This window comes from Acinetobacter sp. FDAARGOS_559 (genome assembly GCF_003940475.1).
Taxonomy (GTDB): domain Bacteria; phylum Pseudomonadota; class Gammaproteobacteria; order Pseudomonadales; family Moraxellaceae; genus Acinetobacter; species Acinetobacter baumannii.
In genome coordinates, this window is the sequence record NZ_RKJG01000005.1 from 871,054 (window position 1) to 894,094 (window position 23,041).

Consider the following 23,041-nt stretch of genomic DNA (forward strand, 5'->3'; position numbering starts at 1 on the left):
TATTTACTGATCACGCCAATGCTTTAAAAAGCTTTTCATGTATTTTTTAAATGGCCAAGTAAACTGTTTTACAAAGCTATTTGGAATTTTATAACCTACTGTTCCATATACACTTGCCAAGTGATTCGGCATATATACGGTTTTAAATATGACATCATAGAGTGGAATAAAAGCAGCATAATTTTTATCAATCGCAGGTTTTTCTGAAGAATGATGCCAATGATGAAATTCTGGTGTTGCGATAAACCAACGTAGATATGGAAAGCGAAAACGTACATTCGAATGAATAAAAATCGCATGAAACGAAATAAAAATTAAATAAGCAAAAACAGCAGAAGTATGAAACCCTAAAAGAAAAATCGGTAAAGTGGCAATAAAACGAGTCATTAAGACTTCAACAACATGTAAACGGGAAGATGCTAACCAATCCATATACTCGGTCGAATGATGAATCGCATGAAACCGCCATAAAAAGTTAACTTCATGCATGGCTCGATGCAACCAATACACTGTAAAATCAACCACAATGAGCAATTCAATGAATTGCAGCCAAATTGGTTGAGCTTGAACATACGGCACAATTGGATTATCAGGCAAATGTGTAATCCAATATTGAATTGGCATAACCGTTAAGAAGCTAAATAGTTGAATGCCAATATGACTGACCATGAAATATTTCATATCAGTCACCCAGCCCACTCTTAAGATCTTTTGTTCAGGGTTTTTACCAAAAAATCCTTCAAGGGGTATGAAAATAAAAGCCAAGATGACTAAGGTAAGTACAAAATAATCAATACCTGCATAAAATGGTACACTTGGAATGACTGGAGCATGAATTACACCACAGCCTAATACTACTGCTATGAGTGCAAAGCATAAACCATAAAAGCCATATCTATTTTTTCGTATGATTGCACTAAATGCTCCAAAACCTGCGCTAATAATAATGCCTGTGATCAGGCCATAATAAAAAAGACTATAGTGCTTTGCATAAAGTGGACGTAACTCAGGAGTTGTCAACACACTGGGAAATAAAAAACATAAAGCACCAAATAAGCAAAGTAAACTTAATACCATGGAGATAAAGGCACTAATTTTTCCTAAACCAGCATTAAGCTCTAAATTTTCAAATTTTGCTCTTAATTGATCGGTCATAATTCATATAAAGTTCTTATTATATATAACGCGAATGCTATCAAAGTTTAATAATAAATTGGAAATAACTTTAACCTCTTAGATCAAACCTCTTAATCTGAAAATAAAATTTTAAATAGCTGTAAATTGTTCTTATAAAACTTCAAATATTTGACCTACAGATTGAATCAGCCATTTTCTGGCAATAATATCATCACTACGATTAAACCAGTTTAAGCTCACTTTAAAAGAATCCATAGCAAAAGGTAATTCAAACATTTGGACATTACCATGAGCTAAATAATGCCGAGCTGCTCGCGACGGTAAGGTCACCAACATATCTGAACTCTGCAAAACACCTTGTAAAACACTAAAATGTGGAACCTCTAAACGAATTCGTCGCTTCAAATCCATTGTTTTTAAATATTGCTCAACTTGGATATGCCCTGTCGATGACTTGATGGCAACATGATCTTCTTGCAAATATTGTTCTAACGTCAGTTGCTGTTGTAGCCTTGGATGGTCAGCTCTAGCAATACATACATATCTTTCTTCAAATAAAGTACGCGTTTCTATTTTAGGCATTATGGTCTGCGTACTATTAAATACGGCTAGATCTAAAAAGCCATCAATAAGCCACTGCTCAACCTTAGACGACTGAATCTCTTCAATCTCAATTTGAATAGAGGGTGCTGTTTTCTGCAAAAAAGCCATAAGACTAGGCAAGAGACATATCTCCCCTGCGTCAGAGAGTCCGATTCGGAAAGTTTTATTTGAATTTTGAGGATGAAATTCCTGTGCTTGAGCAATCGCTGATTCAATATTAAAAATTGCTTGATGAAAAATTGGATAAAGCTCATGTGCAACTTTTGTCGGCTCGACACCGCCTCGGCTTCGGGTAAACAACTCGTCATTTAACTGACGGCGTAAACGATTCAAATTATAAGTTACAGAAGGCTGGCTCAAATTCAATTTATCCGCAGCTTTACTAATATGCCGAGACTCGTAAATACAGACAAAAACTTTAATCAAACCTAAATCCATGGTTCTGATCCTTTAAATACTCTAAACAAAGACTTTAACTTCTTTGCTTAGAGTTTAGTTCTTTTTACAGGAATAAAAATGCTTAATTCTTATGGAGATATACTTGAATTTAGCATTACACGTTTGGTTCGATTACAAATACTTATGGCAATAACACTTAAGGCTGCTAGCACACAAGGAATGGCTAGCGCGATAAAATTATATTCAATGGGTAGATGCAAACTTAAAAGCCAACCGCATAAAATCGGACCTAAAATCGCCCCAATCCGACCTACACCCAAAGCCATACCAATGCCAGTGCTGCGAATTGGTGAAGGATAGAACTGAGCCATATAAGCGAGCAATAAAATTTGCCCACCGATAGACGCTGCACCTGCAATGGCAACACAGAAATATAAAATGACCATGGGTAAAGCATAGCTTAGCAAGTAGAGCGACACTGCACCTGCAAAGAAGAGTGAACAAATGACCTTACCAAGGTGAAAACGATCAGCAAAGTATCCTCCACCGATTGCGCCCAGCATCCCGCCCAAGTTTAGTGCCAGTAAAAAGACCAGACTGGTTGATAAATCATATCCTGCCTCGACCATGAGTTTTGGTATCCAGTTGCCGAGCGCATACACCATGAGTAAAGCCATAAATACACTTAGCCAGAAAAATACAGTGACTAAAGCACGGTTCTCGGTAAATAGAGCAACCAAAGGCCGAGCCGCAGTTTGTTGGTTTTCTTGGTGTAATACGATGCTCGTATGATCAGTTATGCTTTGTTCTGGTGCTAATTGTTGAAGTAAGTCACGCACCTCATTCCATTTTTTTTGGCGAACCAGATAATCAATTGATTCAGGTAAAAATTTCCAAATAATCGGTAATGAAATGAGTGGAATACCCGCCAGAATAAACATGATTTGCCAACCAAATTTAGGAACCAACCACATGCCTAAAAGTGCTGAACTCATCCCGCCAATCGCATAGCCGCTAAACATGAGCGATACCAAAGTTGATCTTAATTTCTTTGGGGCGAATTCGGTCATTAAAGCAATAACGTTCGGCATTACTCCGCCCAAACCCAGGCCGGCAATAAAACGGTAAATGGCAAACTCTTTGGGGCTGTTGGCAAAACCACATAACACCGTAAAACCACTAAAAATAAGGACACACAGCATAATTAAACGCTTACGGCTAAAGCCATAGGACTCTAATTTGTCAGCTAAGCTACCGAAAATCATGGCACCAAACATCATGCCAAATAATGCGACACTGCCCAGCAATCCAGCAGTCATACTATCTAACTGCCAGTGTTGCATAAGCTTGGGTAATGCAACGCCATAAATGACTAAGTCATAGCCATCAAAAATAATTATGAGTGCACTCAGCAAGATCACTCGCCAATGTAAGGACGTTAATCTTGCATCATCAATCAATTGATTTGCATTTAGTTTTTCCATAATTGCTTTCCTTAGCAAATTGTGTGTAAAACAAAAAATTATTTAAATAGTTGCCATTCCTAGCTGATGTAATTGTTGCTGTGCTTCTGCAACATCCTGTTCTAGATCGTGTTGCCATAACCAGTCAAAACGATGTTCAAGATGTTCGCCAATTGCGGCAAATGTTGGGTATTGAGCTGAATAACATTCATAAATTTCGCCAGACTCACGAGAAGTTTGTTGAACACGACAAGCGCGTTTTAAACGCAAATTTTCATAGATGGCAGACACATCGGTTAATTGATCTGCTTGTAAGTTCTTTGTCGACAATAAAGTTGCAAGGATTAATGCATCTTCAAGACCTTGGCCTGCCCCTGCACCTTGGTGAGGTAACATGGCATGTGCAGCGTCACCCATAAGAATCACACGTCCCGAGACGCTTTGATAAGTCGAGAGTTCTTCAATTTCATGTAAGGCCCAAATAGTAGGCTGTTCAATTAAACCGAGTAATGTTTGACAGCTTTCACTCCAGTCTGAAAAATCGGAAAGCATTTGAGCTTTATCTACAGGCTTAGTCCACGGTGTATCGGCTGGTAATACCGTATCTTCGCGGTTTGAGCAGAAAGCAACGATATTAATTTGCTCCCCTTTACGAATTGGGAACGTTAAAATATGTTTATCTTTGCCCAATAACATTTGGGGAATATCTGCTAAATCTGTATCGCCATTTATTTGCTGCAAAGCTTCTTTAAATGAAGCGTGAGAAATAATGCCACGATATGCCCAAGTTCCTGAAAAACGTGGATGAACTGGTGGTAAATGATGAGAAGCTAAAACATATTGGCGTGTCACAGAGCGGATACCGTCCGCCCCTATCAAATAGTCACATTCATGCTGAGTACCATCATTAAAATGCAAAATCACCTGATCATCTTGTTCTTCAATCGCCTCTAGACGTTTAGAAAAATGGACATTTTGCGTAGGCATGTGAGGAATAATTGCATCTAGAAAATCAGCACGATGAACAGATGACTGCCCTACACCTGCCGCGATAGATGCAGATAAATATTCATCGGTATAGCCATTGCGCCATTGAAACCAAACCTCTTGAAATGGAGCCGATACTTTATCTGCAATCGCATGATATTCGTTAGTTAAACCTAACAGTTCAATCGCTTTAACTGCATTGGCACCAAAAGAAATCCCTGCCCCAATTTCAGAAAACTGAGGTGCAGATTCAAACATTTGCACGTCTAAATGGGCGTGTTTACTTAAATTACTTGCTAAAGCCAGACCAGCAATACCACCACCGACCACGGCAATTCGAATATATGTATTCATGTGTTTGTTCCTTAAACATCATTATCGTTTTCACATATTCATTTTTGAGAAGTTGGCTTATAAAGTCCAATTAGTATTTTTTTTGTTCAATTATTTAAAAATTAAATAATTCAGTTTAAGGATTAAATAACTCCTTAAATTATTAAGTTTTTCTTAAATTTTATTTCTAACACATTGACTTAGAATCTAGTCTTAAAATAAAATTAAAAATGAACTTTTGTTCAATTTTATTAATTCAATTAAAAACATTCTGTTCTGTAGTGTATGTTTTAATTTAAAGGTATAGTTATGAAATTAGTTAAATTATCTTTTGCGGGTCTTGCTCTTTTTGCATCAGTTCAAACTTTTGCTGCTGAGCAAACTACAGCTACACCAACTACCCAAGCTTCTCCATCAAAATTTGTTGAAGTACCTGTAGCTAATACAGATAAAGCAGCTTCGGAAGTAGCTGCATCTGAAGCTGCTCCTGCAAAATAATTAACTAACTATTAGTTATATAGCCTCTATATAGAGGCTATTTTTGTATGGGGTCTTTCTTATATATTTATTTATGAATACTGTTAAAAGAAATCGTAGTCCAAGCATAGAAAAAACCGAAGCTACTAAAAATTCAATTTTAAAGGCCGCTTTAAAAAAATTTTTAGAAGTCGGCTTTGCAAATACCAAAATTAGAGATATTGCGGATTTGGCTCAAGTCGGGGTGGGCACTGTTTATTGTTATTTCAAAACCAAAGAAGATCTCTTTGAAGGGGTCATTAATATTATGTTGAATGAAGAATTTATGGTGGTTAAAGCGGATACTCTAAAGCCAGATCAAAGCGTATATGAATTTTTATATAAACATTTTGAACAGATTATTGAATCTATCTATTCATCAGGACGTGATGGTATTTCTAAATTAGTGATTAAAGAAGGACAAAACTTTCCTCAGCTTAAAGAAATTTATTTTAATAAGATGGTGACTCCATATCTACGTGAGTTTGAAAAATTAGCTACGATTGCCAACGAGCGTAAAGAAATCTCTCTAACCTGTACACCTGCAGAATTTGCACTACTTATTGTGGCTCCCATCTGGATGGGTATTTTATATAACGGAATATTACAAGAGAGTGAGTCAATATCTATTAATCATATTTTTTACTCAAATTTATATGCTTTATTCCACTCAAAAGTTTCATGAATTACATAAGATAGTTAAAAAAGCCTTCATATTAAAGGCTTTTTATCTAATATTTTTTAAGTTCTATTAAAAAGTATCTGCTACATACATACGTACCATCTCGCCTTCCTCATCCTTTACCAACATTAAAAACCGCCAACCACATTTTTCATAAAACTCGGTATGGTCTGTTATTAAATAAAGTGTTTGGATGCCCTGATTACTCAAGTCTTCACGTACAAAATCTAAAATCTGTTTTGCAATATTTTGGTTTCGATAGTTCTCTTCTACAAATAAAGCACATAAGTTTGGTGTTAAATCTTTACGCTCATGGAAGTCATTATCAATGACTCCTGCTCCAGCAATTAAATGCTTATTTTCATTTAAAACAATGTACCACTGTGGAATAGCATGCCTTTGATCAATGGAAATCTGAATACTCTCAAGATAGGCTTCCACAGGGATTTGCCATTTTTCAGAAAACCACTGTGCAGCCATTTCTTTGTATTGAGGGTAATCAGATAACCGTAATATTTGCATAAAATAAACCTATTTTGCCCAACCTTTTTAAGGTTGAGTCACTGAACTACGAATGGATTGCTGGGTTGGACTCTCATAAGTTGTTTCAGCAACTGGTGAGACACGCCATATTGTATTACCAACATCATCTGCGACTAATACTGCACCCGAAAAATCAATTGCTACCCCGACAGGACGCCCATACGCTTTGCCTTTTTCACTTAAAAACCCTGTCAAAATATCTTGCGGTGGACCAGAGGGCTGACCACTTCTAAATGGCACAAAAATGACTTTATATCCACTATGTGGTTTACGGTTCCAAGAACCGTGCTGTCCAATAAATGCTCCGCCTCTAAATTGTGGCATGAGTTCGGCTGTATAAAATGCAAGACCTAACGAAGCAGTGTGGTTACCTAGAGCATAGTCTGGTTTAATTGCACGAGCCACCATGTCAGGATTTTGTGGTTTGACTCGTACATCTACGTGTTGACCATAGTAACTATAAGGCCAGCCATAAAAAGCGCCATCTTGTACCGACGTCATATAGTCGGGCACTAAATCACTACCAATTTCATCGCGCTCATTTACAACTGTCCAAAGTTTGCCACTTTGAGGTTGCCAAGCCATACCATTTGGATTACGCAATCCTGTTGCAAATGGACGTGACTGACCACTTGCAATATCGAACTCCATAATTTGTGCACGGCCTTTTTCTTGATCTAGACCATTTTCGGCCACATTACTATTGGAGCCAACGGTAATGTAGAGCTTTGTACCTTCACGATTGGCAATAACATTTTTGGTCCAATGGTGGTTTAGAGGCCCACCCGGTAAGTCCAATACTTTAGTACCGGTTGAAGTAATATGGGTTTCACCTTCTTGGTAAGGAAAACGCATGAGTGAATCCGTATTGGCAACGTATAAATGATTTCCTACCAGTGCCATACCAAACGGTGAGTTTAGGTTTTTAAGGAATACCGTTTTTTGGTCAGCTATACCATCGCCATTCGTATCACGGAGTAAACTAATTCGGTTTGCACTTGGATGAGATGACCCTGCCCGTCTCATTACGAAGGTCATAATTTTGCCTTTAATCCCTTTGCTGTCTTCAGGTTTAGGTGGAGCATCCGTTTCAGCCACCAGCACATCACCATTTGGTAATACATAGAGCCAACGTGGGTGCTCAAGTCCTTTAGCAAATGCTTTTACTTTTAAACCTTCTGCCGGAGTCGGCATCACACCACTTGGCCAACCTTGTGCCGGTGCTATATTTACGGTCGGAAATAAGCTTGTTTTCGGTTCAGGCAACTTTGGCTCTGGGCCATAACTCTCGTTAATCGGATATTGAGAGGACGAAGCACAGCCTGTAACTAAAACGGTAGTGCCCAAAATCGGCAGTAAAAAACGTGTAAGCATCTTTTATCTCCATTTATTATTTTTTCGCAATAAACACAGGGTAATGCTTTAGAAGAGAGACTTATAGTTGATTTATTTAACTGTACTGAGCATTACAGTCTATATTTTTAAAATTTTAATACATAACTGGGTGTTTTCTAGAGGTTTAGCTTACCCTAATGCTTAGCTATAAATTAATACCTGACATTTAGTTTAATTACCAAAAGTATTTATGTTGGCTGATAATACTTATTAAGTAATTTGGTTTATTGTGCCTATTTTTTAATTAAAAATTCCTTTACCCTGACTTACTTTAATTATTTTTAACTTTCACTGTAGCTCAGGTGTTCAATTAAGTTCATTTATTTCTTATGTCAAAAAATTTAGCAACCTTGATTGGTTTAAGTGCCATCCTAATGTGGGCCTCTATGGTGGGTTTTGTAAAACATATTACGACTGCAATCGGTCCAGATGTTGGCATTACGCTGATCTATACCTTAAGTGCTTTACTCCTGCTCATTATTTTTAGGGTGCCAAATTTTAAATTAATTTCTAAAAAATACTTAATTTTAGGGGCAATTTTATTTATTGCTTATGAGCTTTGCTTTTCGTTTGCACTTGCCTATTCAAAGACAGCGCAACAAGCGATTGAAGTAAGTATTGTGAACTACCTTTGGCCAAGCCTGACTGTTTTAGCTTTTGTTATTTTTAGAGAGTTAAAATTTAATGTGTTTATTATTTTAGGATTACTCATTTCAATTGCCGGTATCATTTTTATTCAGACCGGGAACGGAGATTTTAGTTTAGGTCGTGTTGTCGATAATTTTCATAGTAATCCTTTAAGTTATATTTTGGCCTTTATAGGTGCCATTATTTGGGCTTTTTACTGTGTGTTGACCAAGAAAATGGGTAAAGGACAAAACCCTATTTCTATTTTCTTTCTTGGTGTTGCCATAACCTTGTGGCTAAAATTACTTTTTAGCGGCCAAGTGAGTTTGCCTTCACTCGATTTAAATACAATTTTATCTTTAATCGTTGCTTCTGCTGCAATTGGCCTCGGTTATGCAGCATGGAATATTGGCATTATTCATGGCAACATTACCATGCTGGTGGTTGCTTCTTATTTTACCCCAATCATTTCATCTTTACTTGCCATGCTGGTTTTACAGACAGAGTTATCAATCAGTTTTTGGCAAGGTACAGCCATGGTCACGGCGGGTTCACTGATCTGCTGGCTTTCAACAAATTGGGCTGTGATTCGTTCCTATTTCAGCATAAATTAAAAGCTGATGAGTATTTATACCGAACCAGCAGCAATAGAACGGACTGCCGTTTTTTGCTTTAATGCAAAATTTACAGCTTCTTTCGCATGAATGGTGGTGGTATCAAATAGTGGCACAGAAAATTTGATATCACCAATCAACATACAAATTTCGGTACACCCCAAAATAATGCCCTCGGCACCCTGCCCAATCAACTCTTCAACAATGGTCGTGTATTTGTGTTGCGAATCGGGGTTGATCACACCTAAACAAAGCTCTTCATAGATAATGCTATGTACTATTTTCCGATTTGCATCATTTGGAATAATCACCTCAATTCCACGATCTTGTAATCTGGCTTTATAAAAGTCTTGCTCCATGGTGAAAGCGGTTCCCAACAGTGCAACTTTACGGATGTTTTGACTTAAAATTTCTTTTGCTGTGGCATCAGCAATATGTATAAATGGAACCGTAATGGCATCTTCAATTTGAGGCGCTACTTTATGCATGGTATTAGTACAGACTAAAATACAGTCTGCCCCTGCTTTTTCTAAATTTTTTGCTTGCTCAGCTAAGTAGGCTCCAGCTTCTTGCCATAAACCTTTCGATTGTAAGGCTGCTATTTCTTCAAAATCGACACTATTTAGAATGATTTTGGCTGAATGTAGTTTCCCTAACTTGTTCTGAACCATTCTATTAATTTGTTGATAGTAAAGTGCTGTAGATTCCCAGCTCATACCGCCGAGTAAACCGATTGTTTTCATTATTTAAACCTTTTACTGGACCTAAAGCTTATCTATATCTTCTTAGATAAATAGACAGCTAGAATAAAATTGCTTTTTTACATTCTTTCTACTTTTAGCATTTTAAGTGGGGGGACAATTGTACTTCTTAATAGTTTTTACTAAAAAATGAAAAAGAAGCTCTGCTGTAACCAAGGAGTAGCAGAGCTTTTTGCAGAAATAGTTACCAATCAGCACATAGGTTTTTTAGCCAGCAATTGCCTAAATAAAATCGATGCGTGATTATGTATATGTGAAGAATGTACAAGCTTTATTCTAAAATTTTAAGGTATTTTAAAATTACACATTAAAAACAAGTGAACGGTGAGCGCTCACCCCAGCCATCATTCCATCTGCAACTGCGAATGGTACTGAACCACCTAAACGTGCAATATCCCCACAAGCAAAAACTCCATTTACTGTGGTGTCTTTTGTCGCGCTTGTTTTGATTATTTGTCCAAACGGTGTGTCTTCGACTTCACATCCAAGCTCAGCCACCCAAGGTTGAGTAATATAGGTACGTGTAGGAACAAACAGTCCATCTAGAGCAATAATCTTTCCATCCGTAAAAACTACCTCAGCATTCGCTCTAATTTCCTGAATAAAACCTGGTTCTACAACTACACCACGTTTTTGCAAGGAAGTATGCCATTCTGTATGGATGAGTTGATCATCTCCATTAAGTAAAAGTGTAGTTGGCCCCCAATCAGGCAACATCATCGCCAATTGCAGGCTGTGCTCAGAAGTGGCCAAAATACCGATTTTCCCTTGTTGTAATTCATATCCATGGCAATATGGGCAATGAAAAATCGTTTTTCCCCATCTCTCAGCCAAACCAGATATTTCCGGCAACTGATCGTTAACTCCTGCCGCAATAATAATTTTTTTTGTCTGAATGGAAACTACCCCATCAATACAAATACAAAAGCCTTCATCTATTTTTGCGATTTGTTTAACCCATCCATTTTTCCAGTGAACAGTGCTATATGCTTCTAATTGATTTTTTGCAATTTCAACAATTTCACTAGCTCGAGTTCCATCTTGGGTAAGGAACCCATGAGAATGTTCAGCAAAACGATTTCTTCTTTGCCCTGCATCAATAATCGCAATATTTCTACGTGCGCGGGCTAACGGCATTGCTGCTGATAAACCCGCATAACTGCCGCCGATAATCGTAACGTCGTAAAGCATTTTGTGCACCCTTAATAAGTAACTTATGAAGTTACATTAATGCTTTTTATTTTAATTTGCAACTTTTCATGTTACATTTTATCCATCCTATTAATTGCGCTGTTTTTTTTTGCTTATGCGTACAGACAATAAACTTTCCCGAATACTTCACGTACTTTTACATATGGCAAGGCAAAACCGCAGTTTTACTTCTGAAGAAATTGCAAAAATGCTATCAACTAATCCTGTAGTCATTCGTCGCACTATGATTGGATTAAAACAGGCTAACTTCGTACAATCAGAAAAAGGGCCTGGTGGTGGCTGGCATTTAATTGGTGATATAGAAAAAATTACGCTTTTTGATATTTATAATGCTGTTGGTGAACCTACAATTTTTGCAATCGGCAATGAAAGACAAAATCCAGAATGTGCAGTAGAACAAGTCGTCAATGCAGCTCTAGATGCAAGTATTCAAGCTGCACAGGCGATTTTGATCCAGCGCTTAAAAGGAACTACCCTAGCCGATCTTGCAAAATCATTTGATCAAATTTGTATCGAAAAAGGATGGGATTCACAACACTCACATTGAGTAATTTTTTCCTCACATGCTTTTAACTTAAAAAGCTCCTTAGCCATAAGGAGCCTTTTATTAAACGTATAACAAATAAGTCTTTATTAAGATGAACATATACCGTTATTGATGTTCATCTTTTTATTTGAATCTAGCGCCACAATTGAAGAAGATATGGTATTAATAATTTGACTCATCGCTTCATTTGAAGCACTTACAATTGCTTCCATTTTTTTAGCTTTTTGATCAATCGGCTGTTTAAACGCAATTCTACAATTGAGCTGCGCTCCTCTATTCGAGATTACTTTCGGATTCGTTGATTCTAGTTGCGTAGGCGGTATTTGGCGCTTCACTACCCAAGATACGGCAACGTTGATATTGCTATTATCTATAATATCAAAATGAGAAAAGTCAGTAGAAACTCGATATAGAGGCTGATTGTTTCCAGAAAGCCCACTGCTATAACTGTCAATTGCTCCAAGTTTTTGTTGCAAACCAGCCGATAAGGTATCGCGTAATTGTGTACCCAAAGTCGATGTCCAGCGCTCATTATCAAGTACAGTCGACTTACCATTACTGTCTTGTAGCACCAGTGGCGCACGGTCTAAGCGATCTGGAATCCCGACCGGCAAGACCTCAATCACCTGCACGGTCGAGTTCGAGACCGGAGTCACTTTAGGTGTAAGCGTATAATAGTTTGGTGTTGGTGAACTAGAACATGCTGTCATGGCTATCGCTGTCAAAAGCACTCCACTCCCAAGCAGCCATTTGGCTACTTTAGAGTGTTGCAATGATCGGTTCTTTTTATTTTTCATCGTTGGCCTCTGGTCTCTTACCACGAATAATAGATTCAGGATGTTGTTCAATATAGTCTGCCATTAACTGTAATGACGCAGCCGCACGAGTCATTTGTTGTAGTGCTTTACGTACGTCTTGTTGTAACGGCGCATCGCTTGACAAAATAGACTCGGAAGATCTTACAGTTTTACGAACATCGTCTAAGGTTGCTTGTAAACCAGGGGCAACTTTACCATCTAACTGTTTAACCAGCTTGTCGGTAGACTCAATGGCTGTATTCATATTCTTAAGCGTTTTGCGAACATCCTGCCCAATTTCGACTAGTGGGAATTTCGTTAATTTATCAGCAATTTGGGAAACCTGTGCCTGTAAACCACTTAACTCTGTTGCAGTGGTTGGAATTACCACACGGCCATCATTCAAGATTTGTAGAGTGGCAGGTTTTGCTTTAGGGAACTTATCTAAAGCAATATAGTTTTGACCCGTTAAGAGGTTGCCGGTTCTCATTTGGGCACGCCATCCATGCTCAACAAAATTTTTGAAAATGTCGCTGTTTGGATTGAGTGCTTGGCCGTTTTCAACACGTGAAGGATAAATCACTGCCTCAACACGCATGCGAATCTGCTTATAGTTGTTATAAAACTCTGCATTAATTGATTTAATACTACCAATTTCAATTCCCATGAAGTCAATTGGCGCACCCACAGCCAAACCACGTAATGAGTGATCAAAGTACATAATCACGCCACGCGGTAGACCATCCGGCTCTTTTAATGCTTCAGCTTTTGAGTCCCAAAGATTAAAACGGCTCTTGTTAGCAGCGACAGTCCCATTTGAGTTTTCAGGGAAACCAAACGCAATACCACCAGCCACAATACTTGCAAGCGATTGAGTATCTAAGTTAAAGCCTGAAGCATTTAACGTCACATCAATACCACTTGCTTGCCAGAAACGTGTGTCAGTCGTTACAAATTTATCGTACGGCGCACGAATAAACGTCTGAAGTTCTACACTTTTACCGTCATCAGATAGCTTATAAGCTGTAATTTGTCCTACGTTAATTCTTCGGTAATAAATTGGCGAACCAATATCTAAAGATCCCAAATCATCGGCTTTCAAGAAAAACTCTTTGCCCGGCACATCGGACGTAATCACTGGCGGTATTTCCAGACCTGTGAATTCAAGTTTTTTCTCGGGTGATTTCCCGCCATCCACTTCAATATATGAACCCGACAATAAAGTGTCGATGCCTGAAACCCCACTTGTCCCAATCCGAGGACGCACTACCCAGAACCGTGAATCTTGAGCGGCGAAATTGCTTGCATCCTTACGTAAATCAATGCGCGCAATAATGTGAGATCGGTCTTCTGCAAGATCGATTTGCCGTACCACCCCAATGTCTACCTGCTTATAGCGTACTGTTGTTTTACCTGCGACTAAACCTTCGGCAGTACGAAAAGATACTTCAATGGTTGGTCCATTAGAAAGTAATGCTTTCACCGCCAAAGAAAGCGCAATCAGCAGCGCAATAAGTGGAATAATCCAGATTAGTAGAGGCTTCCACCGATTTTTCTTTTCTTGGGGTTCTGGTAAATCATTCATGTTTTCCAGTTCAACATCTGTTTCATGATGATCTGAGGTCTCACTGGTTGTTTTGTTTTCAGACATACTCATTGTTCTTTTATTGACTGGGATTAATGGAATCATTATTCAAAGGCGAGTGTTCTGCCTGAATAATTGTGTTTTTTTCCGAAGAAACACGGTTAGGTTTATTTGTATTTTGAGATGCATAAAAATTATCCCAAATAATACGTGGGTCAAAACTTAAAGATGCAAACATGGTTAAAACCACAACCGCACCAAAAGCAATTGAACCCGGTCCCGCTAAAATAGTTGCAAGTGATTGAATTTGAATAAGAGCGGTAAGTAAGGCTACCACAAACACATCAATCATGGACCAGCGCCCTACAAATTCAACAATGCGGTAGAGTTTAATGCATTGCTCTGGTGCAAACTTCCACGCCGCGGATGACTGTATATATACAACCAACAACAGGAAATACAAAATAAGAAGCTTTAGCATCGGAATAAAAATACTCGCCATAAAAATGACCACCGATACCAAATAGTCTCCACTTTGCCAAAAGTAAATGACCCCACTCATAATGGTATCTTGCTGACGGCCCAGAAGAGAGTCAGTTACCGTCATAGGAAGGACATTTGCAGGAATATAGAGAATGGTAGCAGCCACCACTAAAGCGAAGGTACGATTTAAACTTCCTGGCTTACGCTCGTGCAAAACGCTATGGCATCTAACACAGCGGAGAATTTGGTTTTTATGAGTATCAGCTTTATTTACTTTTGAAGAATTCAATAACCCACAACAATGACACAATATCAGTGAAAGATCTTTGGCTCTTGGATATTGTTTTAAAATCATATTGGTATTTGTGATTTTTTCAGAAGTCACATTTTTTATTTTTGCCATGGCTGTGACCTATCAATTTCATTCCATATATCACTCACCTTTACGGAAGTAATATAAACCATTAATAGGCTCAAGACCGCAAATGCCCATAGAGCAATTTCCGGAATAACAAGAACCATGCCCATTAGTTTTACAAGCGTGACCAGAATTCCAATCAGGAACACCTCAACCATTCCCCACACTCTCATAAAATAAAGTGTTCGCAAGGCACCGACTAAAAATTGGGGGCGTTTCTTTAATATACTGACCATACCGAGTACATAGCCCATCAATAATAAATATGTAAGTGGCACAATGAATGTAGTAATTAAAATAAGAACACCGACAAATGCCCGATCGTAATGAAACATCACCCACACGGCGCCCAGTAAAGTGGTTTCTGATATGTTGCCTTGCAGTTCAATTTTGACAATGGGAAAGCTATTGGCAATAACAAATACAATGAGGGCCGTTAAAATTAGAGCTAACAATGTAGTAAAAGGCTTGGTATGCCGATAAAGCTCTGCACCACAGCAGACACAATAAGCTCTTTTCCCGTAAGCAAGCGGGACTCTACGATAGACGGTATCGCACTCCTCACAACCTGCTAATTCTTTAAGCTTCATAGTTATACTCTAAGATTTATCGTTTTACTGTGCTAATAATTGCTTACTACAACGCTTGCCTAAAATAGTATTTATAAGCAATGTGCCAAACTAATCTCATTTCTTCAAGAAAAAATTAGTGACCGCATCAATGAATTCTTTTATTAAATAAAAGAAAAAGAACTAAAAGCCCCTTTTCTCAAAGGAGCTTTTAACACGTTTAAAATTAAATGGATATTATATTTGAATAAAATTAGGCGCTCTTCAACGCAAAAATATTCCAATGCAACTTCACGCCCAATACGCCTAATAAAATTAAACCTGCACCTAAAACTTGAGTACTAGTCAACACATGATCAAAGAAGAAATAATCAATCACTATGGTCGATATTGGATAAATAAAAGATAAGATCGCAATATTATTTAAAGGTATTTTCTTAATCGCCGAATACATTAAATAGTAGAGAAATGCAGTATGCAAAACTCCCAATCCGACCACAAACAGCCATTGTTGACCGATCGGCGGGTTTTCAAAAACCGAAATAAACGGAGCCATGACAATCGCCCCGCTCAGAGTTTGTATAAATACAATTAATAACGGCGGTGTATTACTTAATTTTTTAGTGATTAATACCGATATTGAATAAAGTGTTGTGGCAATAAGAACTAGCCCCAAGCCGACTAACTCATTAGAGTTCACCGAAGCACTGCCTAAGCCTATAATCACGATTAGCCCTATAAAAGCAACGATGGTCCATAGCACATCATTTTTATTGAGCTTTTCGTGAAAGACCAACGCCCCTAAAAATAAAATGACAAACGGATTCACGTGATAAACAATCGTCGCTAAAGAAATAGAAGTTTTAGGAAAAGCAGCAAACAGTAGAACCCAGTTAAAAATAATTAGAAGGCCCGAAGTCACCATTAAAAACAGTTCTTTTTTACCGAAGTATACTTTTTTAAAATGACCATAAAAGTAACAAATCGGTATTAAACACAATGCTGAAATAAGGCAACGGAAAAATACAATATTAACGGGTGATTGACCTGACTTAATCACAAATAGACCAATACTCCCTGAAAGCAGCATAGCTACAACCATTTCAAGCGTGCCGACTTTTCTTTTTAGATGATGATCATCCACGAATTTCTCCAAAAATTTATATTGTTAAGTCTTCATCTATTTTTATTTCAGATTTTATAAACTCACTTTTTCTTAGTATTCCGTGAGTTTTTAGTCTAAATAACTTGTCCTTTTTAAAATCTAGAACAATAAAATAAAAGATAAATCATGTTAATTTTTAATTAAGAAATCATTATTTCAAAATAAAAAGATAGTTAATTCATTCTAAAATACTGATTCTTTAGCTCAATAAATTTAGTCAACCCTCACTAAAAAGTAATCTAACAACTTGGTTTGTTCTTCGGCTCTGTCTGAAGTCAAAAGTCCTAAAACTGCCCCATCTATCATAAATATAAAAATTTCCGCTTCGGCATATGAAACGGCTTTTTTAGTTTCCATAAGCAGGCAGAAAATTTCATTTTTAATCCATCGTCTATAGCGTATTGCCGTTTGGTAAGCTATAGGATAACTCGTTTTAATTTCAAAAATTGCTTTAAACAACAGATAATAAGCGCTCTTTAAATTGGCATGTAAGAGATAGATTTGCCTGAGTTTATGAGCGAAAGTTGAATAGTGAGTCGTTTCTATCTCCACTCTTACTTTTTCCATTAATGTGTCTTTTTGAAGTAAGAGGCACATTTCAATCAGACGTTCTTTTGAATGAAAGTAGTTATAAAAAGTAGCTTTGGAAATTTTAGTTTCGCTAATAATTCGGTCTACCCCAACCTTATGAAACCCGTATTGTTTAAATAAATCCGATGCTATGTGAAGCACGTGTAATGCTCTAAATGAAGTGCCTAAATTTTTCATGTATACCGCTTAAAATAATTTTTTTTGTATATAAACGAGATAAAAATGCCGTCACTCTTAAAATGAGTGCTAAATACAGGCATGCGAAAACCGCACAAAATGGTGTGCTCGCCTATCTCGGGTTTATTGTTGCTATGATTTTGAGACGTAACGATACTTAAGGCGTAGAAAACCTACGGTCTATTGAGCCGTTTTAATGACTGTTTAGGCGGTATAAATAGAGAGAATTTGGCAAAGGCCAATAAATAAGAAATAGTACGCATAGAAAACTCCTCATGTCTAAAGAAGTTCTACCGAATCACTGTCAAATGATTATGGTGGCAGAACGAGAGAAGGTTGACAGACTGGTTAGACGCCAGCACACCCGAAGGTGTCCCTCTCCCGTCCTACCGCTACGGGAGGAGACGAGAAGCTTACACACAGAACTATTCCTCAGAAGAAATAACTCTGATGCGGTCTAAATCAGCCTGTCAAAGCCGGCTGGCAATGTAGGCCAGCAGGCAAAGGATAGTGCTCTGCCCTATTACAGTCAAGCACACAAAATGACATTTGTTTTAAATTAGATCATTAAAAAGTAAGGATAAATAATTAAAATTTATTGTTCATTTGGGTTTATAAATTATTTATATAAAACGTAGTATATATGCCTAATAAAAGTTTATTGTTTACTTTAACTTGAGTATGAATCATATATTTTGATAACAATTTAATTCATTTATACAAGGATAATTATGACTTTAAATACAGTAATGCTCTCTACTCAAAGGCTTACCCTAAAACCATTTACCGCAAATGATGCAGATGAAACCTATAACTGTATTACTCCTACGCTCACACGCTATATGGCTTGGGATCCTCAACCAAGGCATGAATTCGATCAAACTTGGAGTAATTGGCTAAAGAACTTTGCTCTTGGCACTGAAATTATTTTTGTTATTAGAGAGACATCTTCTCAAATATTTATAGGTCTTGTAGGACTACACCGCATGCAAACGAGTAACCCAGAGTTAGGCATATGGATACGCGAAGACTATCACCATCATGGCTATGGTAGAGAAGCTGTAACAGCAGTAGCAAAATGGGCAATTGACTTTGTTAAGCCAGACTTTTTTGTTTATCCCGTCGCCGAAGATAACTACCCAAGTCGCAAAATTGCTGAATCTTTAGGGGGCAAAGTAGTTTCAAAATTTTCTGGTCCCAAATACGAAGTTGTAACCTATGAAATTCCTGTTAGCTTTTAATTCTATAAAAACCATATTAATCAAACGGCTATTAGCTTCATAAAAGATACAACTTGCAAAATAACTGCTATGGCAATATTTTAGAGTAATTACTCTAAAATGAGATCTAATAATGAAAAATATAAGAATTGGTTCATATCACTGGATGCAAACTACAAATGGTCAGCTCAGCTTCAAAGAAAAAATTAAATTAATTCAAAAAATTATGGTGCCTAGCATCCTGAGTTCTATAAAAATAAATTACTATCGATTTCAAACTGGTAACGATTTTGATATAGGGCAAATTGTAATACCAGATACTCAAATGATTAAAATCGCACTTGAGGAATTAGAATCAAAAGCAAGTATATCTATTTACAATCATTCATGGCGAACATACTTCTGGGGAGCCGCCCTAGGTCATTTACAAAACCAGCAGTTTGACCCTGAGTTACTCTTATTAGCTTCACTTTTTCATGATATTGGTCTAACTGAGCAACATATGCATAGTAAAGGCTGTCAATGTTTTACATATGAGAGCGCTAAACAATTTGAGCAAAAGGCGAAAGAATATAACTTTGATGACAAGAAAAGCGAAGTGATTAAAGATGCTATATGTCTACACATGAATGGATATATAGAGGATTCTGATCCACCTGAAGTTGTTCTATTACAGCAAGGTGCTTCTTGTGATGTAATTAGTGACAACCAATATAAGCTCCCCTTATCTTTTAGAAATGAAATTTTAGAAAAATATCCTAGAAATCAATTTAATAAAGAATTCATTAAACTTATTAATTTAGAGAGAAAAAATGTTCCGAGTTCGCGAACAGGCTTATTATATAACCTTGGATTACCCCTCATGATTAAATCAAATTTATATAAAGAATAATTTTAATAAAACATATTAGTTATAAAACTACTTTCTATTATGACTAGAAATTTCGATTAACAACTGTTTAATATTTCTTAGCATGAGTATGCCTTAATATATGTAAAAGATATAAATTAAAGGCACCCGCTCTAATGAATGATTCAGTTAAGTGGTTAGAAATTCTAAATAAAATTACTGGTATTGCTCAAACAGGCTTACATTACTCAAAAGATGTTTATGATAAAGAACGTTATGAGCAACTTTTAGGGCATATTGAACATCTATTAGAACTAAAAGAAATTAATACAGAAAATTTTATTAATAATGTTCTTCAAAATGTGGGTTATGCGACTCCCAAACTAGATGTTAGAGCAGTTGTGTTTAAAGAAAATAAATTGTTATTAGCAAAAGAAATTGGCGATGGACGCTGGTCTGTTCCCGGTGGTTGGGCTGATGTAGGCTACTCAGCATCGGAAAATGCAGAAAAAGAAGTTTTAGAAGAGACAGGATTGCGGGTTAAAGCCATTAAATTATTAGCTTTAACTGATAGAACCAAGCACCCTCATCCTCCAATGTTTTTACATGTGTATAAGGCATTTTTCTGGTGCGAAATCATTGATGGCGAACTTACCCCGAGTATTGAAACACCAGAAGTTGGCTTCTTTGGTAGAGATGAATTACCCGCGATTTCTACAGCACGTGTAACTGAAGAACAGATTCAACAATTTTTTGATTATTTAGAGTCAATCCCTGAAGCAACAAAGTTTGATTAATGAAAACCTGATATAAGGCAAGTTCAGTTTTTGTATATGAAAAGTAAAAAAACTTGGCCTTTTAAGCTCAAAAAATAGCGCTTAACTTTTATGCTAATCTCATGTCTTTTATCAATTTTTATATAATTTTTTTACCCCATAATTCAGTTTTACCACTAAGTAAACTTATGTAACTTTATCCATACAATTTCTCCACAATTTAAAACTCTAACATAAACAAATAATTAGTTCTCTTTTGCTATCTTGTTGATCATTAAGAGAACACCTCTTAATTCCCTTTTCTTGAGTAACTCATCGTTATTCTGTCTCTTTATTCTGCAATTTTTTAATTCAGTATTTAAAACCGTATATTTTCACTTTAAATACTGAGATTCAATTCTTAGGCTAGATATGCGCACATCTGAAAAACAAGTAAAACCTATTGAGATTGATGATATCAATATCATCGAGAACGAAAAAACCAAAAAAGCGATTACTGCAGCTGCATTAGGTAATGCAATTGAATGGTTTGATTTCGGCGTTTATGGTTATGTGGCATACGTTCTCGGTAAAGTATTTTTCCCAGATGCTTCACCAAGCGTGCAGATGATTGCCGCGCTTGCTACATTTTCAGTACCTTTTATTTTCCGTCCATTAGGTGGTCTTTTCTTTGGACATTTAGGTGACAAATACGGACGTCAAAAAGTTCTGGCCATTACTGTCATTATTATGTCCATCAGTACCTTTGGTATTGGCCTTATTCCATCTTATGAAACAATCGGTTTATGGGCACCTATTCTTTTACTCATCGTAAAAATTGTACAAGGCTTCTCCATTGGTGGTGAATACTCAGGTGCTGCGATTTTTGTAGCTGAATATTCTCCGGACCGAAAACGTGGTTTTATGGGAAGCTGGCTTGATTTTGGATCGATAGCCGGCTTTGTACTTGGGGCTGCAACTGTCGCCTTGATCACACACGCCGTGGGTGAGGCACGTTTTGCCGAGTGGGGTTGGCGTATTCCATTCTTTCTCGCTCTACCACTGGGCATAATCGGTTTATATTTACGAAACCGCCTTGAAGAAACCCCTGTATATCAACAGCATTCAGAGCAACAAGCACAAAAAAGCAAACCTCAAAAATTTAGTTTCAAAGAAATTTTTGTTAAACATAAACGTAGTTTATTGGTGTGCATTGGCCTCGTAATCAGCACTAATGTTACTTACTACATGTTGCTAACTTATTTACCAAGCTATTTTTCGCATAACTTAGGCTATTCAGAAGCACATGGTGCACTTATTATCATTGCGGTTATGGTTGGCATGTTATTTGTACAACCTGTGATTGGTTATTTGAGTGATAAGTTCGGACGTCGCCCATTTATTTTTATTGGAAGCTTTTCTCTTATTTTCTTGTCCTATCCTGCCTTTGTATTACTTAACTCTGGAGTAAATTATCAAATTTTTATAGGCTTACTTATTCTTGCTTTATCTCTCAATATGTCTATCGGAGTGATGGCATCAACTTTACCTGCCCTATTTCCAACTGAAATTCGTTATAGCGCTTTAGGTATTGCCTTTAATTTCTCAGTGGTTATTGCTGGTTTAACCCCAACTCTTACCGCAACGCTGGTTGAAACTACCCACAATCTGATGGTTCCAGCCTATTACTTGATGATTTGCGGGGTGGTAGGTATTGCTACTGCAATGTATTTAAAGGAAACAGCCAATAAGCCTTTAATTGGGGGCGTGCCTATTGCTCACAATATAGAGGAAGCACAAGAGTTACTTGAAGAGTTTCATGAAACTATTGAACAGAAAATTGAAAATATTGATCAGAAAATTCAGGAGCTTCAACAAAAACGTCAAAAACTTGCAGATAAACACCCTGATATAGCATGAGTGAAGCAACGTTTTTTATAAGAGTAGCGACTTAAATGTCGCTATTCTTTTAATATATTTTTCATTCAATTTGATAGTAAAAAAGAATTAACTTAGTAAATCTATTATTAGGAATAATATTTAATAAATAAAAAAGCCAATTCTTTCGAATTAGCTTAATTACAGCAGACCAGCTTTAGTTGAAAATTGCTTCTTGGTTTTATTGTTCGCAACAATCTTCATTCGTTTTTGTTATAGGTCTAACTTAGCTTTCCATTGTGACAATTCAATTAAAAAAACACCTCAGCCTACCCCAAAACAAACTTAATACATATATAAGTTATTTTAGAGAACTCCATCACAATTTTGATGGGTGCTTATGATAAACAGCTACACAGCAAAAGGTTTAAATCTATTATGCTTGAGTTATCTAATTGTTAAGTATGTATGATGGAACAGCAAACTTTATTACAAGAACTGAACTCACTCATTGAATACTATTCAAAAAGAACCGATTGCCCGCCTAGTCGAATACGCATCGGCTATAGAGCTTATGCAAAACTCATGCAGTGCCCGCCTTTTGCCGATGAAGTAATAAACTCGGCGCTAGATCCAAATAAGCGGAAATATAAAAAGATAAAAATTAAAATTACAAAAGATGATGATCAGTTAGAAATTGAATAGTTTGGTTAAAGATAAAAGCCCTTTAACTG

Annotated in this window: 23 protein-coding genes; 9 read left to right on the forward strand and 14 right to left on the reverse strand. The window is 36.9% G+C overall.

Annotated features, from left to right (window positions below; translation table 11 throughout):
- Positions 1–3: 3 nt before the first annotated feature.
- The 4 genes from EGS71_RS05670 to salA form a co-directional block, all read right to left on the reverse strand.
- Entirely contained in the window at positions 4–1,155 is a 1,152-nt protein-coding gene (locus EGS71_RS05670; protein WP_000132027.1) for a sterol desaturase family protein, read from the reverse strand.
- Between the two features lie 132 nt (positions 1,156–1,287).
- Positions 1,288–2,178, reverse strand: coding sequence for a LysR family transcriptional regulator (locus tag EGS71_RS05675; protein ID WP_000363046.1), 891 nt, complete (start codon positions 2,176–2,178; stop codon positions 1,288–1,290).
- An 89-nt stretch (positions 2,179–2,267) separates the two neighbouring features.
- Entirely contained in the window at positions 2,268–3,623 is a 1,356-nt protein-coding gene (locus EGS71_RS05680; RefSeq protein ID WP_000413385.1) for an MFS transporter, read from the reverse strand.
- A 42-nt stretch (positions 3,624–3,665) separates the two neighbouring features.
- Positions 3,666–4,943, reverse strand: a complete 1,278-nt coding sequence (salA, locus tag EGS71_RS05685) for a salicylate 1-monooxygenase (protein WP_001099553.1) — start codon at positions 4,941–4,943, stop codon at positions 3,666–3,668.
- Between the two features lie 288 nt (positions 4,944–5,231).
- Between salA and EGS71_RS05690 the strand changes: the two genes are divergently transcribed.
- Together EGS71_RS05690 and EGS71_RS05695 are read left to right on the forward strand one after the other, a co-directional pair.
- Positions 5,232–5,420 carry a hypothetical protein gene (locus EGS71_RS05690; RefSeq protein WP_000780012.1) on the forward strand — a complete coding sequence of 63 codons (189 nt, stop codon included), beginning with the start codon at positions 5,232–5,234 and terminating at the stop codon, positions 5,418–5,420.
- A 73-nt stretch (positions 5,421–5,493) separates the two neighbouring features.
- Positions 5,494–6,123, forward strand: a complete 630-nt coding sequence (locus tag EGS71_RS05695) for a TetR/AcrR family transcriptional regulator (RefSeq protein ID WP_001098931.1) — start codon at positions 5,494–5,496, stop codon at positions 6,121–6,123.
- 66 nt (positions 6,124–6,189) lie between these two features.
- Here EGS71_RS05695 and EGS71_RS05700 read toward each other — a convergent pair whose 3' ends face one another.
- Both EGS71_RS05700 and EGS71_RS05705 read right to left on the reverse strand, forming a co-directional pair.
- Complete coding sequence (locus EGS71_RS05700; protein ID WP_001166575.1) at positions 6,190–6,642, reverse strand: GNAT family N-acetyltransferase; 453 nt, start codon at positions 6,640–6,642, stop codon at positions 6,190–6,192.
- A gap of 27 nt (positions 6,643–6,669) precedes the next feature.
- Positions 6,670–8,037: a PQQ-dependent sugar dehydrogenase gene (locus EGS71_RS05705; RefSeq protein WP_000957805.1), complete on the reverse strand. Its 1,368-nt coding sequence runs from the start codon at positions 8,035–8,037 to the stop codon at positions 6,670–6,672.
- A gap of 350 nt (positions 8,038–8,387) precedes the next feature.
- Here EGS71_RS05705 and yddG point away from each other — a divergent pair, with 350 nt between their 5' ends.
- Positions 8,388–9,299, forward strand: a complete 912-nt coding sequence (gene yddG / locus EGS71_RS05710; protein ID WP_000042010.1) for an aromatic amino acid DMT transporter YddG — start codon at positions 8,388–8,390, stop codon at positions 9,297–9,299.
- A gap of 14 nt (positions 9,300–9,313) precedes the next feature.
- Here yddG and EGS71_RS05715 read toward each other — a convergent pair whose 3' ends face one another.
- Both EGS71_RS05715 and EGS71_RS05720 read right to left on the reverse strand, forming a co-directional pair.
- Positions 9,314–10,042: an aspartate/glutamate racemase family protein gene (locus EGS71_RS05715; RefSeq protein WP_000848607.1), complete on the reverse strand. Its 729-nt coding sequence runs from the start codon at positions 10,040–10,042 to the stop codon at positions 9,314–9,316.
- A gap of 318 nt (positions 10,043–10,360) precedes the next feature.
- Positions 10,361–11,260, reverse strand: a complete 900-nt coding sequence (locus tag EGS71_RS05720) for an NAD(P)/FAD-dependent oxidoreductase (protein ID WP_085941335.1) — start codon at positions 11,258–11,260, stop codon at positions 10,361–10,363.
- 106 nt (positions 11,261–11,366) lie between these two features.
- On the opposite strand from EGS71_RS05720, the gene EGS71_RS05725 reads away from it, so the two are divergent.
- Positions 11,367–11,819, forward strand: coding sequence for an Rrf2 family transcriptional regulator (locus EGS71_RS05725; protein ID WP_001258367.1), 453 nt, complete (start codon positions 11,367–11,369; stop codon positions 11,817–11,819).
- An 86-nt stretch (positions 11,820–11,905) separates the two neighbouring features.
- Here the strand turns inward: EGS71_RS05725 and EGS71_RS05730 are convergent, their stop codons facing one another.
- The 6 genes from EGS71_RS05730 to EGS71_RS05755 form a co-directional block, all read right to left on the reverse strand.
- Positions 11,906–12,616 (reverse strand): PqiC family protein, encoded by a 711-nt coding sequence (locus EGS71_RS05730; RefSeq protein WP_000791361.1) that lies wholly within the window; start codon positions 12,614–12,616, stop codon positions 11,906–11,908.
- On the reverse strand, positions 12,606–14,273 hold the full coding sequence (locus EGS71_RS05735) for an intermembrane transport protein PqiB (RefSeq protein WP_002009974.1): 1,668 nt from the start codon (positions 14,271–14,273) through the stop codon (positions 12,606–12,608). The genes EGS71_RS05730 and EGS71_RS05735 overlap by 11 nt, the downstream gene beginning before the upstream one ends.
- A gap of 7 nt (positions 14,274–14,280) precedes the next feature.
- Entirely contained in the window at positions 14,281–15,087 is an 807-nt protein-coding gene (locus tag EGS71_RS05740) for a paraquat-inducible protein A (RefSeq protein ID WP_001062702.1), read from the reverse strand.
- Positions 15,075–15,692, reverse strand: coding sequence for a paraquat-inducible protein A (locus EGS71_RS05745; protein WP_000768112.1), 618 nt, complete (start codon positions 15,690–15,692; stop codon positions 15,075–15,077). Before EGS71_RS05745 ends, EGS71_RS05740 begins: the two co-directional genes overlap by 13 nt.
- A 232-nt stretch (positions 15,693–15,924) precedes the next feature.
- A complete protein-coding gene (locus tag EGS71_RS05750) occupies positions 15,925–16,815 on the reverse strand; it encodes a DMT family transporter (RefSeq protein ID WP_000340896.1) in 891 nt (296 codons plus the stop codon).
- 234 nt (positions 16,816–17,049) lie between these two features.
- Positions 17,050–17,604, reverse strand: coding sequence for a TetR/AcrR family transcriptional regulator (locus EGS71_RS05755; RefSeq protein ID WP_000792945.1), 555 nt, complete (start codon positions 17,602–17,604; stop codon positions 17,050–17,052).
- Positions 17,605–18,335: 731 nt separating this feature from the next.
- Here EGS71_RS05755 and EGS71_RS05770 point away from each other — a divergent pair.
- From EGS71_RS05770 to EGS71_RS22550, 5 genes are all read left to right on the forward strand, one after another.
- A complete protein-coding gene (locus EGS71_RS05770) occupies positions 18,336–18,845 on the forward strand; it encodes a GNAT family N-acetyltransferase (RefSeq protein WP_000174406.1) in 510 nt (169 codons plus the stop codon).
- A gap of 112 nt (positions 18,846–18,957) precedes the next feature.
- On the forward strand, positions 18,958–19,716 hold the full coding sequence (locus EGS71_RS05775; protein ID WP_000790135.1) for an HD domain-containing protein: 759 nt from the start codon (positions 18,958–18,960) through the stop codon (positions 19,714–19,716).
- A 134-nt stretch (positions 19,717–19,850) separates the two neighbouring features.
- Positions 19,851–20,471 (forward strand): NUDIX hydrolase, encoded by a 621-nt coding sequence (locus EGS71_RS05780; RefSeq protein ID WP_002009664.1) that lies wholly within the window; start codon positions 19,851–19,853, stop codon positions 20,469–20,471.
- A 390-nt stretch (positions 20,472–20,861) separates the two neighbouring features.
- Positions 20,862–22,349: a glycine betaine/L-proline transporter ProP gene (gene proP, locus EGS71_RS05785; protein WP_001260521.1), complete on the forward strand. Its 1,488-nt coding sequence runs from the start codon at positions 20,862–20,864 to the stop codon at positions 22,347–22,349.
- Between the two features lie 429 nt (positions 22,350–22,778).
- Entirely contained in the window at positions 22,779–23,012 is a 234-nt protein-coding gene (locus EGS71_RS22550) for a hypothetical protein (RefSeq protein WP_000437833.1), read from the forward strand.
- The last annotated feature ends 29 nt before the right edge of the window (positions 23,013–23,041 follow it).

Coding starts and splice junctions, on each gene's coding strand:
- EGS71_RS05670 (WP_000132027.1), bottom strand. CDS start 1,155: ATGACCGATCAATTAAGAGCAAAATTTGAAAATTTAGAGCTTAATGCT.
- EGS71_RS05675 (WP_000363046.1), bottom strand. CDS start 2,178: ATGGATTTAGGTTTGATTAAAGTTTTTGTCTGTATTTACGAGTCTCGG.
- EGS71_RS05680 (WP_000413385.1), bottom strand. CDS start 3,623: ATGGAAAAACTAAATGCAAATCAATTGATTGATGATGCAAGATTAACG.
- salA (WP_001099553.1), bottom strand. CDS start 4,943: ATGAATACATATATTCGAATTGCCGTGGTCGGTGGTGGTATTGCTGGT.
- EGS71_RS05690 (WP_000780012.1), top strand. CDS start 5,232: ATGAAATTAGTTAAATTATCTTTTGCGGGTCTTGCTCTTTTTGCATCA.
- EGS71_RS05695 (WP_001098931.1), top strand. CDS start 5,494: ATGAATACTGTTAAAAGAAATCGTAGTCCAAGCATAGAAAAAACCGAA.
- EGS71_RS05700 (WP_001166575.1), bottom strand. CDS start 6,642: ATGCAAATATTACGGTTATCTGATTACCCTCAATACAAAGAAATGGCT.
- EGS71_RS05705 (WP_000957805.1), bottom strand. CDS start 8,037: ATGCTTACACGTTTTTTACTGCCGATTTTGGGCACTACCGTTTTAGTT.
- yddG (WP_000042010.1), top strand. CDS start 8,388: ATGTCAAAAAATTTAGCAACCTTGATTGGTTTAAGTGCCATCCTAATG.
- EGS71_RS05715 (WP_000848607.1), bottom strand. CDS start 10,042: ATGAAAACAATCGGTTTACTCGGCGGTATGAGCTGGGAATCTACAGCA.
- EGS71_RS05725 (WP_001258367.1), top strand. CDS start 11,367: ATGCGTACAGACAATAAACTTTCCCGAATACTTCACGTACTTTTACAT.
- EGS71_RS05730 (WP_000791361.1), bottom strand. CDS start 12,616: ATGAAAAATAAAAAGAACCGATCATTGCAACACTCTAAAGTAGCCAAA.
- EGS71_RS05735 (WP_002009974.1), bottom strand. CDS start 14,273: ATGAGTATGTCTGAAAACAAAACAACCAGTGAGACCTCAGATCATCAT.
- EGS71_RS05740 (WP_001062702.1), bottom strand. CDS start 15,087: ATGGCAAAAATAAAAAATGTGACTTCTGAAAAAATCACAAATACCAAT.
- EGS71_RS05745 (WP_000768112.1), bottom strand. CDS start 15,692: ATGAAGCTTAAAGAATTAGCAGGTTGTGAGGAGTGCGATACCGTCTAT.
- EGS71_RS05755 (WP_000792945.1), bottom strand. CDS start 17,604: ATGAAAAATTTAGGCACTTCATTTAGAGCATTACACGTGCTTCACATA.
- EGS71_RS05770 (WP_000174406.1), top strand. CDS start 18,336: ATGACTTTAAATACAGTAATGCTCTCTACTCAAAGGCTTACCCTAAAA.
- EGS71_RS05775 (WP_000790135.1), top strand. CDS start 18,958: ATGAAAAATATAAGAATTGGTTCATATCACTGGATGCAAACTACAAAT.
- EGS71_RS05780 (WP_002009664.1), top strand. CDS start 19,851: ATGAATGATTCAGTTAAGTGGTTAGAAATTCTAAATAAAATTACTGGT.
- proP (WP_001260521.1), top strand. CDS start 20,862: ATGCGCACATCTGAAAAACAAGTAAAACCTATTGAGATTGATGATATC.
- EGS71_RS22550 (WP_000437833.1), top strand. CDS start 22,779: ATGGAACAGCAAACTTTATTACAAGAACTGAACTCACTCATTGAATAC.